Consider the following 15,909-nt stretch of genomic DNA (forward strand, 5'->3'; position numbering starts at 1 on the left):
CCACTGGTCTTTCTTCGTCAGGGTCATCCCATGCGTTTCCCGTCGCCGCGGGCGTCCATCGTCTATGTCCACGATCTCGTCATGACGGGGGCCGCCTTTGCCGCCGCCCTCTATCTGCGGGTGGGGGGACAGGCGTTTTCCACCTATGGCGAGGCGCTGCTGACCGGAACCCCGATCCTGATCGCGGTGGCGGCGGTGCTGTACCGGGTGTCGGGCCTGTACCGCGGCATCTGGCGCTACGCCTCCATGCCCGATCTGGCGCAGTTGCTGCGGGCGGTGACGGCGGTGGTGCTGGGATTCGTGCTGATCGGGTTCCTGTTCAACCGGCTGGATGCGGTGCCGCGGTCGGTGCCGCTGATCCTGTGGTTCGTGCTGGTGATCCTGCTGGGGGGGCCACGCTTCGCCTACCGCCTGATGAAGGATCAGCGCATCAGCTTCCGCGACGCCGGGGGCGGGGGCACCGGGGCCATTCCGGTGCTGCTGCTGGGGGTGGGCGACGCCGCCGACCTGTTCATCCGCTCCCAGGCCCACGGCGGGGAGGCGCTGTACCGGGTGGTGGGGCTGCTGGACGACAAGAACCGCCGCGTCGGCCACGCCGTGCGCGGGGTGCCGGTGATGGGGTCGGATGACGATCTGGCCGCCGTGGTGGCCGAACTGGACCGCCGCGGCCAGCGTCCGCAGCGGCTGATCCTGACCAAGCCCGACAACGAACTGCGCGGCGCCCCGGTGCGGGCGCTGCTGGACCGGGCGGAGTCGCTGGGGTTGACCCTCTCGCGCCTGCCGTCCATGACCGAATTCAAGTCGGCGCTGGACAACGGCAAGCTGGATCTGCGCCCCATCGCCATCGAGGATCTGCTGGGCCGCCCCCAGGCGGTGCTGGACCGCGGGGCCATCGCCGGGCTGATCGCCGGCCAGCGGGTGCTGGTCACCGGCGCCGGCGGCACCATCGGCAGCGAACTGGTCCGCCAGATCGCAGCGCTGGAGCCCGCGCTGCTGGTGCTGGTTGAGGCGTGCGAGTACAACCTCTACGCCATCGACATGGAGATCCGCGCCCGCCACCCCGGCCTGTCGGTCAGCACCGAACTGGCCGACGTGCGCGACCGCACGCGCATCCGCCGCCTGTTCGCCGGGCATCGCCCGGCCATGGTGTTCCACGCCGCAGCGCTCAAGCATGTGCCGCTGGTGGAAGCCAACCCCATGGAAGGGGCGCTGACCAACGTGGCCGGCACCCGCAACGTGGCCGACGCCGCGCGGGAGGCGGGGTGCCGCGCCATGGTGCTGATCTCCACCGACAAGGCCATCCGCCCCACCAGCGTCATGGGCGCCACCAAGCGCTTTGCCGAGACCTATTGCCAGGCGCTGGACCTGCTGCCGCCGCCCGATGGGGCCGGGACGGCGACCCGCTACATGACCGTGCGTTTCGGCAACGTGCTGGGGTCGTCGGGGTCGGTGGTGCCGCTGTTCCAGCGCCAGCTTGCCGCCGGTGGCCCGCTGACCGTCACCCACCCCGACATGCGCCGCTATTTCATGACGGTGCGCGAGGCGGTGGAGCTGGTGCTCCAGGCATCCGCCCACGGCATGGAACGGGCCGACGAGCGCGGCAAGGTACTGGTGCTGGACATGGGCGAGCCGGTGAAGATCGTCGATCTGGCCCGCCAGATGATCCGTCTGGCCGGTCTGCGGCCCGAGGTGGACATCGCCATCGACTTCACCGGCCTGCGCCCCGGCGAAAAGCTGTTCGAGGAAATCCTGTCGGCGGCGGAAGCCCCCACCCGCACCGAGGCCGACGGCGTGTTCCTGGCCGCCCCGCGGGTGGTCGATTACGCCGCCGTGAACGCCGCCGTCGCCGATCTGGAAGCCGCCGCCCGCGCCGGTGACCGGGAACGGGTGCTGGGGCTGATCACCGCCATGGTGCCCGATTACGGCGTGCCGGTGGACGCGCCGGCGCCCTAGCAGGGCGCGGAAAAAGGCTATGCCCGGCTGGCCGGTCGTGATTCTCTCATTTCGTAGAGAATGAGGCCGGCGAGGGGGCGATGCGGGGTTCGGACGAACGCAGCGAGGGTCTGTTCAGCTACGTGAGCTGTGAGGCTCGGGTTCCGGCCAACCACCCGTTGCGGGCGATCCGGGCCATCGTGGATGAAGCGCTGGAGGTGATGTCGCCAGCCTTCGAGGGTCTGTACTCGAAGATCGGGCGGCCGTCGATCGCACCGGAGAAGCTGCTGCGGGCGCTGCTGCTCCAGGCCTTCTACTCGGTGCGCTCGGAACGCCAGTTGATGGAGCAGCTTGATTACAACCTGCTGTTCCGCTGGTTCGTCGGGCTGTCGATGGACGCCCCGGTGTGGGACGTGACGGTCTTCACCAAGAACCGTGAGCGTTTGCTGGCGGGGGATGTGGCGGCCACGTTCCTGGCCACCGTGCTGGATCAGCCGCGGGTCAAGGCGCTGCTGTCGGACGAGCACTTCTCGGTGGACGGCACGCTGATCGAGGCGTGGGCCAGCGTGAAGAGCTTCCGGCCCAAAGATGGCAGCGGTGAGCCGCCGGGGCCGGGCCGCAACGGCGAGCGCGACTTTCACGGTGAGAAACGGTCCAACGAAACGCATGCCTCCACAACCGATCCCGAGGCGCGTCTCTACCGCAAGGGCAACGGGCAGCCGGCGAAGCTGGCCTTCATGGGCCACGCGCTGATGGAGAACCGCCATGCTCTGGTGGTGGATGTCCGGCTGACGGCGGCTACGGGCTTGGCCGAACGCGAGGCGGCGGTGTCGATGGTCGAGGCCATCTCCGGCTGCCACCGCATCACGCTGGGCGCCGACAAGGCTTACGACACCAAGGATTTCGTGGCGAACATGCGCCGCCTGGGCGCCACCCCGCACGTTGCCCAGAACACCAGCAACCGCCGCTCAGCCATTGATGGCCGGACCACCCGTCACCCCGGCTATGCCGTGTCCTTGCGCATCCGCAAGCGGATCGAGGAGGTCTTCGGCTGGATCAAGGGGGCGGGGCTGCGCAAGACCCGTCACCGCGGCACCGCCCGCGTCGGTTGGATGTTCACGCTGACTGCCGCCGCCTATAACCTGATCCGTCTGCCCAAGCTGCTGACAACGGCATAATCATCCCGGAGTCCGCCTGAATGGCGGCTCCAGGAGCCTGAGGGCGCGGAAAAAGGCGCCATCCAGACCAAAACAGGCCCCGAAAACACCATTTCCAAGCTTCAGCGGAGACAATGCCACCGCATCGGTCCGTTTTTCCGCGCCCTGCTAGGCTTTGTTTGGCCCTCGCCGGGCGGGCGCATCCGCGCCCTTGGCCGCGGCCTCAACGGCCGCCAGGAGCAGCGTGCCTCAGATTTGAAGCATGCCGCTCCTGGCACCAACGATGGGGGTACGGTGTGATTTCCAGCATATGTTCCTAGAAAAAGACCTTGCCAGCCCCCACGCCCTATGGCATAAACCGCGCCACCCCAGGGACGGCACGGGAACGTTGCCGCGCCGCTGATCGGAATAAAAACCGATGAAGCCGGGGCTGCTGTAGCTCAGTGGTAGAGCACTCCCTTGGTAAGGGAGAGGTCGAGAGTTCAATCCTCTCCAGCAGCACCATCCTCCCTGACGGCGCCAAGGCGCCACAGGCACCCCAGGGTGCCCATGGTGATACAGCGTGCTGCTGTAGCTCAGTGGTAGAGCACTCCCTTGGTAAGGGAGAGGTCGAGAGTTCAATCCTCTCCAGCAGCACCATCTCCCCCCTTCCCTTCAAAAACGGTCTGCAGCGGGTTCAATCCTCGCAATCCGGCTCGATCCCGGCGGCTTCGGCATGGACCAGGCGGGCCAGCAGGGTGATGCGGGCCATGGCCGCCTCGCTGGCGGCGCGCAGGCGGGCATCGCCGGAACCGTCGGCCTGATACAGGGCCGGGTCGGGCAGGCGCTGGCAGAAATCCCACACGAACCCATCGGCCCTGTGGTCCCACACCTCGAACACATCGGGGTTGGGACGGCGGGCAACCCAGGCACGGGCGCTGTTCGCTTCGGGCCGGAACCGCACGCCGAAATAACGGCAGGCGGCAAAGGCGGCCACCGTCGCCGCCTCGTCCCCCGTGGCGTCGGGCCAGCGGTGCGCCATCACCGTGCGGAAGGCGGCCAGGAAACGCTGGCGGTCGGCCAGCAGCGGAAGCCCGTCGGGATCTGTTCTCATGACAAACAGTTTATACGGCGCAGCAACCGCCGATCAACCCCGCCCCCCTGCGGCAAGAAGCGCCGGGTGACGCAGGCGCCGACCCGGCAGAGGATTCCGCCCCGCCACGGAAAAACTGCCGTTACCTCCCGCCAACTCATTGATTTTTCAAGAATGAAAGCCTTGGCACGGCGGCTGCATCGGTCGTGCCCGGATAAAGAGGGCCGCCGAAGACGGGTCAGGGCCGGCTTTGGGCGAGACGGGGGAGGCTGTCATGGGGTTCGGGCGTATCATGAGCAACGGGGTGATGGGCCTGACCGCCCAGAACCAGGCGCTCAACACCATTTCCCAAAACATCGCCAACGCCACCACCACGGGCTTCAAGCGGTCGGAAACCCAGTTCCAGGATTTCGTCGTCAACGACCGCTACGGCGTGCGCAACGACGGCGCGGGGGTACGGGCATCCGACCGGCTGCTGGCCGACCGCCAGGGCGACGTCACCAGCACCGGCATCGCGACCAACGTCGCCATCAAGGGCAACGCCTTTTTCCTGGTGCAGGAACTGGACAGCCGCACGGGCGAGGCGGTCTATGGCAACGACACCGCCGGCACCAGCGACCGCAAGCCCGAATTGACGCGGGCGGGCGATTTCCACCTGGACGCCTTCGGCCATCTGGTCAACAACGCGGGCCGCGGGCTGATGGGCATCAGCCTCGATCCCTCCCAGGCCACCCCCAACGGGCCGCTGAAGAGCACGGATCTCAAGCTGATTTCCGTCGGCGACGGCAACATGCCCAACTATTTCGAAGCGTCGAGGAGCGTCAGCCTTGCCGCCAACCTGCCCGACGACCAGACGGTCGCCACCGTCCCCAACGACCTGAACACCGTGACGCTGGGCGTCAAGGCGGTGGACACCCAGGGGCGGGAAGCCTCCATCTCCCTGGACTTCATGAAGGTGCGCAGCGGGGCCGACGGATCCGCCACCTGGCAGGTGTTCCAGAGCGGCGGCACCTATACCGACGACGGCAAGGCCATCAACGACGTCAGCCACGCCTATCCCGAAACCTGGCAATCCCTGGGCACCATCGAGATCGGAGCCAACCGGTTCCTGGCCGGGCAGGACGGAGAGGCCGTGACGCTGAATCTGAACCCCGGCGGAACGTTCCAGGACATGACGCTGAACCTGGGCACCGTGGGCAGCCCCTACAACAGCATCACCAGCGCGCCCGAATGGAGCTTCGGCGGCATCTCCACCAGCCATGACGGGATCACCAAGGGCTCCTACAAGGACATGGAGATCACCGACAGCGGGATCGTGCAGGGCGTGTTCGACAACGGGCAGCGGCGCGGCTTCTACCAGATCGTCAGCGGCACCGTGAACAACATCAACGGGCTGGACGAGGTGTCGGGCACCACGTTCCGCGCCACCGACGAATCCGGTGACGTGATCGTCAAGGCGTTCGGCGCCAACCCCGACAGCATCACGACGCCCAGCGACAAGGCCAAGAACGCCGTCAACAACGACATTCCCACCACGGGCGCGTTCCTGGTCGCCAATGCGGTGGAGAATTCCAACACCGACATCAGCAACGAATTCGTCAACCTGATCCAGACCCAGCGCGTCTATTCCGCGTCGTCCAAGATCATCACCACCGCCGACGAAATGACCCAGAACGTGATCGGCATCAAGAACTGATAGCCGCTCACACCGACCGCTCCCCGCATTGGCCGGCCAGAAAGTATGCGGCGATGTCCGGTTCCGCCACGTTGGCCAGCAGCCACATCAGCTTGGTCTGCGCCGCCTCGGTGGTCATGTCGCCGCCGGACAGCACGCCCGCCTCCGCCAGGCCGGCCCCGGCGGCGTAGAGCCCCATCTCCACCGCCCCTTCCGCGCACTGGGTCACGGTGACGATGGTCTTGCCGGCCCGCACCGCCGCGGCCAGCGTGTCCAGGAAATCCGCATCCTCCGGCGCGTTGCCGGCTCCGAACGAGCGCAGCACATATCCATGGATGTCCGGCAGCGCCAGCACCCCGGCGATCTGGTCCGCCGCCATGCCGGGATAGAGCGACAGCACCATCACGCGGCGGTTCAAGCGCCGGTGAACCGTAAACGGCTCCGGCGGCACCGGGCGGATCAGGCCGTTCTCGATGGAAATCCCCAGATCGAACCGCCCCAGCGGCGGCAGGTTGGGGCTGTCGAACGCCGCCCAGCGCGTGGCCGACACCTTGGTCGCCCGGTTGGCGCGCAGCAGCCGGTCGGCGAACGCGATGCACACCTCGGGCACGCACGGCAGCCCGGTGGCCTTGTACCCCGCCACCGACAGGGCGTTGATGAGGTTCACCACCGCGTCGGTGCGGGGGCGGAAGATGGGGATCTGCGAGCCCGTCACTACCACCGGCTTGCCCAGATGGCGCAGCAGGAACGACAGCGCCGATCCGGTGTACGCCATGGTGTCGGTGCCGTGCAGGATGACGAAGCCGTCGTAGCGGTCATAGGCCGCCGCCACCGTTTGCGCCATCCACACCCAATGTTTCGGCCCCACCGACGACGAATCCAGCGGCGGCACCGGCATGCCGGCATCGTCGGTCAATCCCACCAGATCCCACCCGATACCGTTCAGCGGGTTGGGAACGTACGCGGCCAACTGTTCAGGGTCCGCCGGGCGCAGCGGGCTCCTGGGATCGGCGGGATCGGACGGCACCGACCCGATGGTTCCCCCGGTGTAGATGACCAGCACGTTGGCCGTCATGGCCGTGTCTCCTAAGATTCCTCAGGATATCAGCCTGCCATGGCCGCGCCGTGTCCGGCAATGGGTGCCCGCCGCCGCCCGGGGGGCCGGGTTCCCCCTTTTCTTTTGGGAGTTTCCCCGGCACCCGTTTTGCGGTTTAGACTCAGACCTCTGCATTGCATCCACACGGGGAAGGACCAGGGATATGGTGATGATGGCCGAGGGGCTGGCCCAGGGGCTGGAAGCGCTGGCCGCGGACATGACCGCGTGGCGCCGCGACCTGCACGCCCATCCCGAAACCGCGTTCGAGGAACAGCGCACCAGCGATTTCGTGGCCGGGAAGCTCGCGTCGTTCGGGCTGGAGGTTCACCGCGGGCTGGCCGGCACCGGCGTGGTGGCGGTGTTGCGCAACGGCGACGGCCCGGCGGTGGCGTTCCGCGCCGACATGGACGCGCTGCACATCGCGGAGGAAACCAACCTGCCCCACGCATCGCGCCATCCGGGGCGGATGCACGCCTGCGGCCACGACGGCCACACCGCCATGCTGCTGGGGGCCGCCCGCTACCTGACCGAAACCCCCGTGTTCCAGGGCACCATCGTGTTCGTGTTCCAGCCGGCGGAAGAGAACGAGGGCGGCGGGCGCGTGATGGTGGAGGACGGGCTGTTCGACCGTTTCCCCGTGGATCAGGTGTTCGGGCTGCACAATTGGCCGGGGCTGCCGGTGGGCCGCATCGCGCTTCGCCCCGGCCCGATCATGGCGGCGTACGACGTGTTCGAGCTGACCCTGACCGGGCGCGGCACCCACGCCGCCATGCCCCATCTGGGCACCGACACCATCCTGGCCGGCACCCAGATCGTGAATGCCTGGCAGACCATCCCCAGCCGCAGCGTCCACCCGGTGGATTCCGCCGTGGTCAGCGTCACGCAATTCCACGCAGGCGATACGTGGAATGTGCTGCCCGCCACCGCCATTCTCCGCGGGACCGTGCGCACCTTCCGCGCGGAAGTCCAGGACATGGTGGAGCGGCGCATGGGCGAACTGGCCCGCGCCATCGGCACCGGCTTTGGGGTGGAGGCGGATCTGCGCTACGAGCGCCGCTACCCCGCCACCGTCAACACCGCCGAATCCACCGATCTCGCCCGCCGGGCGGCCGCGCTGGTAGTGGGCGAATCCGGGCTGGATCTCGACCCCATGCCCAGCATGGGGGCCGAGGATTTCGCCTTCATGCTGCAAAAGCGGCCCGGCTGCTACATCTGGCTCGGTGCCGGACCGTCGGACGGGGGCCGCAACCTGCACAGCCCCCATTATGACTTCAACGACGACATCCTCCCCATCGGGGTCAGCTATTGGGTGCGGCTGGCCCAGACGGTTCTTCCGCCGGCTGCATAGGGTTATTCCTGTACAAATTCCACGTACAACGGCGCGCCCTGTATAAATACGGATCTTTTTGCCGGATAAATTATGGGAATTGCGCAGCCTTTGTTTTTGCCCCATGATCCGGGCCGGATTTCACAGCCCGCAGCAGTGAGAGGCAAAGGCATCGTGGCACAGCAGACAGGCGCCGTTCCGGGGGGCAGCGTTCCGGGCCAGGGTGGTATCTGGCAACGCCCGGATTCCCTGTGGGAGGCGACGGCCCCGCCGCCGCCCGCCCTGCCGGTGCTCAATGGCGCCGTGGAAACGCCGCTGCTGGTGATCGGCGGCGGCTTCACCGGCCTGTCCGCCGCCCTGCACGCGGCGGAGGCCGGCACCCGCGCCGTGGTGCTGGAGGCGTCGGAGATCGGGCGCGGAGCGTCGGGCCGCAACAACGGGCAGGTGATCCCCACCCTGACCCGCCCCGACCCCGACGATCTGGTGGCCCGCTTCGGCGCGGATGCCGGCGAACGCTTCGTCGCCCTGGTCCGCGACAGTGCCGGCACCCTGTTCACCCTGATACGGCGGCTGGGCATCGACTGCGCCGCCGAACAGACCGGCTGGGTGCAGCCGGCCCACACGCCGGGCCGCATCAAAATCTCCGAACGGCGGGTGACGCAGTGGGGCAGCCGCGGTGCGCCCGTGGAGCTGCTCGACCGCGCGGCGGTGTCGGAGATCCTGGGCACCGACGTCTATTACGGCGGCTGGATCAACCGCAGCGGCGGCCATATCAACCCGCTGGCGCTGGCCCGCGGGTTGGCGGCGCGGGCGGTGGACGCCGGGGCGTCGGTCTATGTCAATTCCCCCGCCCTGTCGGTGGAGCGCCGGGGCGACCGCTGGGTCGCCCGCACGCCCTGCGGCACGGTGACCGCCGATGCGCTGGTGCTGGGCACCAACGGCTACGCCGCGTCCATCTTCCCCGACATCCGCACCGAGGTGGTGCCGGTGCTCTCCTGGCAGATGGCGACCGCACCGCTGCCGGAGGCGCAACGCCGCACCGTGCTGCCGGGCCGCCCGGCCATGTCGGACACCCACGGCGACCTGCGCTTCATGCGCTACAGCGCCGACAACCGGCTGGTGACCGGCGGCGGGCTGATCGTTCCCTACAACGGGGCGGAGCGGCTGAAACGCATCGTGGGGGCGAGGCTGGCGGCCATGTTCCCCGGCCTCGGCGGCATCACCTTCGATTATGTGTGGAACGGGCGCATCGCCATGACCACCGATTATGTCCCCCGCGTCCACCGGCTGGCGCCCAACGCCTTCGCCTGGGCCGGGTGCAACGGGCGCGGCGTGGCGCTGTCGGTGTCGCTGGGCCGCGAACTGGCCTATGCCGCACTGGGCCGCGACGTGACCGGTTTGGCCCTGCCCTTCAGCGATCCCACTCCCCTGCCCTTCAACGGCCTGCTCCAGCGCATCGGGCCGTTGAAGCTTCTGCAGTACCGCTGGAACGACCGACGAGAGATATGATGGCCGACACCCCCGATTACCCCACCCTGCTGCGCAACGCCTATGCCATGCGCGCCGCCTCCTACGCGCACATGTTCGACGTGCTGCGCGAACGCTACGGCACCGACACCGCGCTGGACATCGGGCGGGAAGCCACCCGCCGGCTGGGGGAAGCCATGGGCGTGAAATACGCCGCCCACGGCCCCGCCGACCTGACCGGCCTGTGCCATGCCTTCCTCGACGGCATTCCCAACCGCGATTCCATGTTCGCGCCGGAAATCACCCGCTGCGACGGCGAGGCGCTGGAAATCCATTTCCACCGCTGTCCGCTGAAGGAGGCGTGGCAGGCGCAAGGACGCTCCGAAGAAGATCTGGAGTTGCTGTGCCGCATGGCCGGCGCCATCGACGGCGGGCTGTTCGAAGCCGCCGGCTTCGTCTTTCAGGGTGAAACCTGGAAGCCGGGCGACGAGGGCTGTTGCCGGCTGAAGGTTCTGCCGGGGCCGAAGGCCGCCGGCTAAGCGCTTGACGCATTCCACAAAAAACGACACGCGAAGACAGGGATCGAGAACCATGAATCTGCGTCTGTCCGGCCTGCTGGCCGCCGCCGCGACCATCGGCCTTTCCGCCGCCGCCTTCGCCGACACGGTGAAGCTGGGCTATCAGCTTCCGCTGACCGGCGAGACCGCCCAGTACGGCCAGGATTTCCGCAAGGCCGCTGAAATCGCGCTGACCGAATTCAACGGGTCGGGCAAGCCCTTCACCGTCGAGATCATCTTCGAAGACAGCCGTTCCGACGCCAAGGAAGGCACCACGATCGCCCGCAAGTTCGTGGACAACAAGGAGATCGTCGGCGTTCTGGGCGATTTCACCTCGGGCGTGTCCATGGCCGCGGCCCAGGTCTACAAGGACGCGGGCCTGCCCCAGCTCTCCCAGACCGCCTCGCACCCCGACTACACCAAGATTTCCAAGTACCAGTTCCGCAACATCGCTACCCAGGCGCAGGAAGGCCCCTACAACGCCAAGTGGATGCTGGCCAAGGGCTATAAGACCATCGCCGTCATCGCCGAACAGACCGACTGGGGCCAGTCGGTGGTGAGCGGCTTTTCCGAGGGCGTGAAGGCCGGCGGCGGCACCGTCGTGTTCTCCGAATTCTTCAACCGCGGCCTGAAGGATTACCGCTCGCTCATCAGCAAGCTGGAGCGCGCCAAGCCCGATGCCATCTACACCGGCTTCTTCTATGAGGACGGGGCGCAGTTCCTGAAGCAGGTCCAGCAGTTGGGCATCAAGACGCCGGTCTACTCCACCTCCGCCGCCTACAGCCCCAAGCTGTTGGAACTGGCGGGCGATGCGGCGGAAGGGGTGCATCTGACCTCCAACTTCCTGCCCACCGACCCGTCGGCCGACGTGCAGCATTTCGTGACCGAGTGGAAGGCCAAGTCCGACGGCGCCGTGCCCGGTCAGTTCCCGGCCCAGGCGTACGACGCCGTGCGCATCATGCTGGCGGCGGTGGAAAAGGCCTATCCCAACCCGACCCGCGAAAAGGTGCGCGACGCGCTGGCCGAGACCAAGGATTTCCCCGGCGTGACCGGCAAGACCTCCTTCGGCCCCGACCGCGAGGCACAGAAGGAACTGGTCAAGGTGGAGGTCAAGGGCGGCGCCTTCGTGCCCGTGGCTGATTGATCCCCTCCTAGGGCAATCGCAGAGAGGACTTTATCTTCCCTATCAGGCATTATCGTCATTCCCGCGAAAGCGGGAATCCAGGTGTTGAGCCGCGGCAGCGGCGACATGAGTCTCTTGGCTCTCCAAAGTGTTGATGATGGAGATACCTTCTGGATCCCAGCTTTTGCTGGGATGACGATAAACCTAAAGAAGATCATAAGCGGCATATGCGGTTGCCCTAGCCCCCTTCCTGAACGCTGACAGGCCGGCAAAGACCTCCCCATGATTGATCCCTACTACCTCCAGCAGCTTGCCATCGGCTTATCGCTGGGCATGACCTATGCGCTGATGGCGATCGGCTTCACGCTGATCTTCGGCGTGCTGAACGTCGTCAACTTCGCCCATGGGGAGATCTACACCCTGGGGGCCTTTGCCGGTCTGGTGCTGATTTCCGCCGCGGCCCCGCCCGCCGCGGCGGTGATCTTCGCAGCCCTGGCCATCGGTGCGCTGGCCGGCTTCTCGCTGGAGCGGCTGGCCTTCAAGCCGTTCCGCCGCTTCACCGACGAGGCGTCGCTGAAATCGCGGGCCATGCGCGAATCCACCCTGCTGTCGTCGCTGGCCGTGTCCATCGTGGTGCGCGAGGGGCTGGAGATCGGGTTCGGGTCGCAGATGCAATCCATCCCCTTCGCCTATCTCATCAACACTCCCGTACGGGTGGGTCCGGTCATTCTGGTGACCGGCGACTTCATCATCTTCGGCGTGGCGGCGGCCATGCTGGTGGGTTTGCAATACCTGCTGACCCGCACGCGCACCGGGCTGGCGATCCGCGCGGTGTCCAACAACCCGCTGGGCGCCAAGTACGTGGGCATCGACACCGACCGCACCATCATCGTCACCTTTGTCGTGGGATCGATGATGGGGGCGGCGGCGGGGATCCTGACCGGGCTTTACTATGGCGCGGTGTTCCCGGCCATGGGCTTCATTCCCGGCATCAAGGCATTCGTCGCCATGGTGATGGGCGGGCTGTCGTCGATCCCCGGTGCGGTCATCTGCGCGCTGATCCTGGGCATCGCCGAGAGCATGGCGACCACCTTCGTGTCGTCGGGCTGGTCGGACATGGTGGCCTACGGCTTCCTGATCGTGACCCTGATCTTCTTCCCCAACGGATTGTTCGGAGCGCGCCGTGAACGGGTCTGAGCTTTTGCCGCTGCGGGGCGGGTGGAGCCGTCCGGTGCCGCTGCTGGCGGCACTCGTGGTGTTCGCGGTGCTGCCCTTGGTGCTGGCCGGGTTCGACCGCGGCTATCTCTACCAGATCGCCAACCTGTCGCTGATCTTCGTGCTGCTGTCGGCGTCCATGCATCTGGTGACCGGCGTGGCCGGGTTGCTGCATCTGGGGCACGCCGCCTTCTACGGGGTCGGCGCCTACACCGCGGCACTGCTGTCGTCCAAGCTCGGGCTGGGCTTCACCGCAACCTTGCCGCTGTCGGGGCTGACGGCGGCGTTGGTGGCCTTTCTGGTGGCACTGCCCACCATGCGGCTGGTCAGCATCTATTTCGCCGTCGCCACGCTCGCCATCGGGCAGATGCTCTATCTGGTCATGCTGAACTGGGTCGAACTGACCAAGGGGCCGAACGGCATCATCGTGACCAAGGGGCTGGAACTGTTCGGATTCGGCCTGTCGGGGCGGCTCGCCACCTATTACACGGTGGCGGTGGTGGTGGCGTTGTGCGTGGTCGCCATCGGGCGGCTCAGCCATTCCTACTACGGCAACACGCTGCGCTCGATCCGCGAGGACGACCAGTGCGCCGACGCCATGGGCGTGCGCACCGTGCGGCTGAAGATGGAGGCGTTCACCCTGTCGGCCTTCTTCGCCGGGGTGGCGGGCAGCCTGTGGGCGCACATGACCGGCTACATCTCGCCCGGCGACTTCAAATTCTCCGAATCCATCCTGATCCTGGCCATGGTGGTGGTGGGCGGGCTGGGCAGCCTGCCCGGTGCGGTGATCGGCGCCCTGCTGCTGATCCTGCTGCCCGAGGGGCTGCGGGGCCTGGGGGATTTCCGCAACATCATGGTGGGGCTGGTGATGTTCCTGTCGATCCTGCTGCTGCCCAAGGGGCTGTTCGGCGAGGTGTCGGCGCTGGATTTCGCCCGCCGTCACTGGGGGGCCGCGTGGCGGCGCACCCGCGGGGGTGAGGGGATCGGCTGGCAATGACCCATCTGCTTGAGATCAACCGCGTCAGCCGCCGGTTCGGCGGCGTGCTGGCGGTCAACGACGTGTCCGGCCATGTGGACGAGGGCGAACTGATCGGCCTGATCGGTCCCAACGGGGCGGGCAAGACCACGCTGTTCAACCTGATTTCCGGCTTCACGCCGCTGTCGGGGGGCACGGTCACCTTTGCCGGCGCCACCGTCAACGGGCTGAAGCCCAACCAGGTGGCGCGGCTCGGCATCAGCCGCACGTTCCAGAACCTGCGCGTCTTCCCCAACATGTCGGTGTTCGACAACGTGTCGGTGGGTGCGGCGGGCATGCGCCCACAGGGCGTGCTGGGCGCGCTGTTCGGCGGCCTCATCCCCGGCGGGTCGGCGCGGACCGACGACATCAGCCGCCGCACCTGGGACGCGCTGGACGCGGTGGGGCTGACCCATCTGGCCGGCGATCTGGCGGCAAACCTGCCCTATGGTCAGCGCAAATATCTGGAAATCGCCCGCGCGCTGGCCATGCAGCCGCGGTTCCTGATCCTGGACGAACCGGCGGCGGGGCTGAACGACACCGAAACCCGCGCGCTCGCCGATTTCATCACGCGGCTGCACGGGCGGGGCCTGACCATCATGCTGGTGGAACACGACATGACGCTGGTGATGGGCATCTGCCAGCGCATCATGGTGCTGGCCTCGGGCCGCAAGATCGCCGACGGCACGCCCGACGCCATCCGCCGCGACCCGGCGGTTCTGGAAGCCTATCTGGGGGTGGACGCATGACGGCGTTGTTGAGTATCGAGGATCTCCACGTTGCCATGGGGCCGCAGGAGATCCTGCACGGCATCCGCCTGACGGTGGACGAGGGGGCGATCGTCGCCGTCCTCGGCTCCAACGGGGTGGGCAAGACCACGCTGATGCGGGCGGTGTCGGGCATCTACCGCCCGCGCAGCGGCTCCATCACCTTCCGCGGCACGCCCATCGCCGGGCTGCCGGCCCACCGCATCGTGAAACTGGGACTGTCACAGGCGCCCGAGGGACGCCAGATCTTTTCCAACATGAGCGTGCGGGAAAATCTGGTGCTGGGCGGCGGCGACGTCGGTCTGGGCGAGCTGGAGCGCATGCTGACCCTGTTCCCCGTGCTGGGCGAGCGGCTGAAGCAGAACGCCGGCTCGCTGTCGGGCGGCGAACAGCAGATGCTGTGCATCGCGCGCGCGCTGATGCGGCGCCCGTCGCTGTTGCTGCTGGATGAACCGTCGCTGGGTCTGGCGCCCATGGTGGTGGCGCAGATCTTCGATCTGGTGCAGCGTATCCGCGGCGAGGGGGTATCGATCCTGATCGTGGAGCAGAACGCGCGCGCCGCCCTGCGCATTGCCGACCACGCCGCGGTGATGGAGGACGGGCGCATCGTCCTGAGCGGCCCCGCCGCGCAATTGCGCGACGACCCGCGCATCGCCGAAGCCTATCTCGGCGGCCACGCACATTGAGCATAAGGAGATCACGGAATGACCGAAGCCATGGGCATTCTGGAACGCCGCCGGATCGAAGCGGAAATCCTGAAGCCGGTCTATGAGGAAATGGCCGCCCGCCTGGGCGACGCCGCGGCGCAGGAGATTTTGGGTGCCGCCATCACCAAGGCCGCCCTGGCCGCCGCATCCTCCTTTGCCGCGTCGGAGCCGAACGGCACCAGCCTGCAAAGCTTCGCCGATCTTCAGCCCCTGTGGACCAAGGACGACGCGCTGCGCATCGACGTGAAGCGGCAGGACGCGACCCATTTCGATTACGACGTCACCCGCTGCCGCTATGCCGAGATGTATCGGTCCATGGGGCTGGGGCACATCGGGCACCTGCTGTCGTGCAACCGCGATGCCGCCTTCTGCACCGGCTACGACCCGCGCATCACCATGGAACGCACCCAGACCATCATGGAAGGGGCCGAGCACTGCGACTTCCGCTACACCTTCGATCCGGCGGCGGACAAGGACGCGGGGTGAGGGGAACGGCTTTCCTCCGCGTCCGGGCGCCGTGGGGGAACCGCTTCCAGAAAAGGCTCGCTACCACCCAACCGGGCGAGCCGCTTGGCGCTTTCGCGCTCGACAAGGGCCTTCAGCGCTTCCCCCACCAGCACGGACGTGTCTGTAAGGCCGGTCAACGCCTGTGCCTTGGCAAGCATCCGATCATCGAGTGCAAGCGTTATCCGCATGGGAACCTCTCTCAGGGCAGGGGCCGCATCAATCCCATATGGGAACGCGTCACGATAAACATTCACTCATCGTCATTCCCGTGAAAACGGGAATCCAGGCGCTG

General features: G+C 67.2%; 15 protein-coding genes and 2 tRNA genes. 14 read left to right on the forward strand and 3 right to left on the reverse strand.

All coding sequences use genetic code 11. The features are described from left to right. Window positions 1-30 precede the first annotated feature (30 nt). The 4 genes from M2352_RS24310 (at window position 31) to M2352_RS24325 (ending at window position 3,728) form a co-directional block, all read left to right on the forward strand. Window positions 31-1,953 carry a polysaccharide biosynthesis protein gene (locus tag M2352_RS24310; RefSeq protein ID WP_264667112.1) on the forward strand — a complete coding sequence of 641 codons (1,923 nt, stop codon included), beginning with the start codon at window positions 31-33 and terminating at the stop codon, window positions 1,951-1,953. 80 nt (window positions 1,954-2,033) lie between these two features. Continuing rightward, window positions 2,034-3,110 carry an IS5 family transposase gene (locus tag M2352_RS24315; protein ID WP_264662801.1) on the forward strand — a complete coding sequence of 359 codons (1,077 nt, stop codon included), beginning with the start codon at window positions 2,034-2,036 and terminating at the stop codon, window positions 3,108-3,110. A 408-nt stretch (window positions 3,111-3,518) separates the two neighbouring features. Further along, window positions 3,519-3,593 (forward strand) — tRNA-Thr (locus M2352_RS24320). A gap of 60 nt (window positions 3,594-3,653) precedes the next feature. Next, window positions 3,654-3,728: transfer RNA gene (locus tag M2352_RS24325), tRNA-Thr, on the forward strand. A gap of 37 nt (window positions 3,729-3,765) precedes the next feature. On the opposite strand, the gene M2352_RS24330 is transcribed toward M2352_RS24325, so the two are convergent. Then, window positions 3,766-4,182, reverse strand: a complete 417-nt coding sequence (locus tag M2352_RS24330) for a hypothetical protein (RefSeq protein ID WP_264667113.1) — start codon at window positions 4,180-4,182, stop codon at window positions 3,766-3,768. 253 nt (window positions 4,183-4,435) lie between these two features. On the opposite strand from M2352_RS24330, the gene M2352_RS24335 reads away from it, so the two are divergent. Continuing rightward, window positions 4,436-5,857 (forward strand): flagellar hook protein FlgE, encoded by a 1,422-nt coding sequence (locus M2352_RS24335; RefSeq protein WP_264667114.1) that lies wholly within the window; start codon window positions 4,436-4,438, stop codon window positions 5,855-5,857. Between the two features lie 7 nt (window positions 5,858-5,864). Here M2352_RS24335 and M2352_RS24340 read toward each other — a convergent pair whose 3' ends face one another. Beyond that, a complete protein-coding gene (locus M2352_RS24340; RefSeq protein WP_264667115.1) occupies window positions 5,865-6,911 on the reverse strand; it encodes an asparaginase in 1,047 nt (348 codons plus the stop codon). A 193-nt stretch (window positions 6,912-7,104) separates the two neighbouring features. Here M2352_RS24340 and M2352_RS24345 point away from each other — a divergent pair, with 193 nt between their 5' ends. From M2352_RS24345 to M2352_RS24385, 9 genes are all read left to right on the forward strand, one after another. Continuing rightward, window positions 7,105-8,280, forward strand: coding sequence for a M20 aminoacylase family protein (locus M2352_RS24345; protein ID WP_264667361.1), 1,176 nt, complete (start codon window positions 7,105-7,107; stop codon window positions 8,278-8,280). A 153-nt stretch (window positions 8,281-8,433) separates the two neighbouring features. After that, the gene (locus M2352_RS24350) at window positions 8,434-9,768 is read left to right on the forward strand and encodes an NAD(P)/FAD-dependent oxidoreductase (RefSeq protein ID WP_264667116.1); all 1,335 of its coding nucleotides are present in this window, start codon (window positions 8,434-8,436) and stop codon (window positions 9,766-9,768) included. After that, on the forward strand, window positions 9,765-10,265 hold the full coding sequence (locus tag M2352_RS24355) for an L-2-amino-thiazoline-4-carboxylic acid hydrolase (protein ID WP_264667117.1): 501 nt from the start codon (window positions 9,765-9,767) through the stop codon (window positions 10,263-10,265). Before M2352_RS24350 ends, M2352_RS24355 begins: the two co-directional genes overlap by 4 nt. Window positions 10,266-10,317: 52 nt before the next feature. After that, window positions 10,318-11,427 (forward strand): ABC transporter substrate-binding protein, encoded by a 1,110-nt coding sequence (locus M2352_RS24360; RefSeq protein WP_264667118.1) that lies wholly within the window; start codon window positions 10,318-10,320, stop codon window positions 11,425-11,427. A 261-nt stretch (window positions 11,428-11,688) separates the two neighbouring features. Further along, on the forward strand, window positions 11,689-12,603 hold the full coding sequence (locus M2352_RS24365; RefSeq protein ID WP_264667119.1) for a branched-chain amino acid ABC transporter permease: 915 nt from the start codon (window positions 11,689-11,691) through the stop codon (window positions 12,601-12,603). After that, window positions 12,590-13,618, forward strand: a complete 1,029-nt coding sequence (locus M2352_RS24370; protein ID WP_264667120.1) for a branched-chain amino acid ABC transporter permease — start codon at window positions 12,590-12,592, stop codon at window positions 13,616-13,618. The genes M2352_RS24365 and M2352_RS24370 overlap by 14 nt, the downstream gene beginning before the upstream one ends. Next, window positions 13,615-14,385, forward strand: a complete 771-nt coding sequence (locus M2352_RS24375) for an ABC transporter ATP-binding protein (protein ID WP_264667121.1) — start codon at window positions 13,615-13,617, stop codon at window positions 14,383-14,385. The genes M2352_RS24370 and M2352_RS24375 overlap by 4 nt, the downstream gene beginning before the upstream one ends. Continuing rightward, window positions 14,382-15,089, forward strand: coding sequence for an ABC transporter ATP-binding protein (locus tag M2352_RS24380; RefSeq protein ID WP_264667122.1), 708 nt, complete (start codon window positions 14,382-14,384; stop codon window positions 15,087-15,089). The genes M2352_RS24375 and M2352_RS24380 overlap by 4 nt, the downstream gene beginning before the upstream one ends. A gap of 18 nt (window positions 15,090-15,107) precedes the next feature. Continuing rightward, the gene (locus tag M2352_RS24385) at window positions 15,108-15,596 is read left to right on the forward strand and encodes an L-2-amino-thiazoline-4-carboxylic acid hydrolase (RefSeq protein ID WP_264667123.1); all 489 of its coding nucleotides are present in this window, start codon (window positions 15,108-15,110) and stop codon (window positions 15,594-15,596) included. On the opposite strand, the gene M2352_RS26530 is transcribed toward M2352_RS24385, so the two are convergent. Further along, a complete protein-coding gene (locus M2352_RS26530) occupies window positions 15,557-15,805 on the reverse strand; it encodes a type II toxin-antitoxin system VapB family antitoxin (RefSeq protein WP_319802068.1) in 249 nt (82 codons plus the stop codon). The two genes, M2352_RS24385 and M2352_RS26530, sit on opposite strands and share 40 nt — an antisense overlap. Between the last annotated feature and the right edge of the window lie 104 nt (window positions 15,806-15,909).

This window comes from Azospirillum fermentarium (assembly GCF_025961205.1).
Lineage (GTDB): Bacteria > Pseudomonadota > Alphaproteobacteria > Azospirillales > Azospirillaceae > Azospirillum > Azospirillum fermentarium.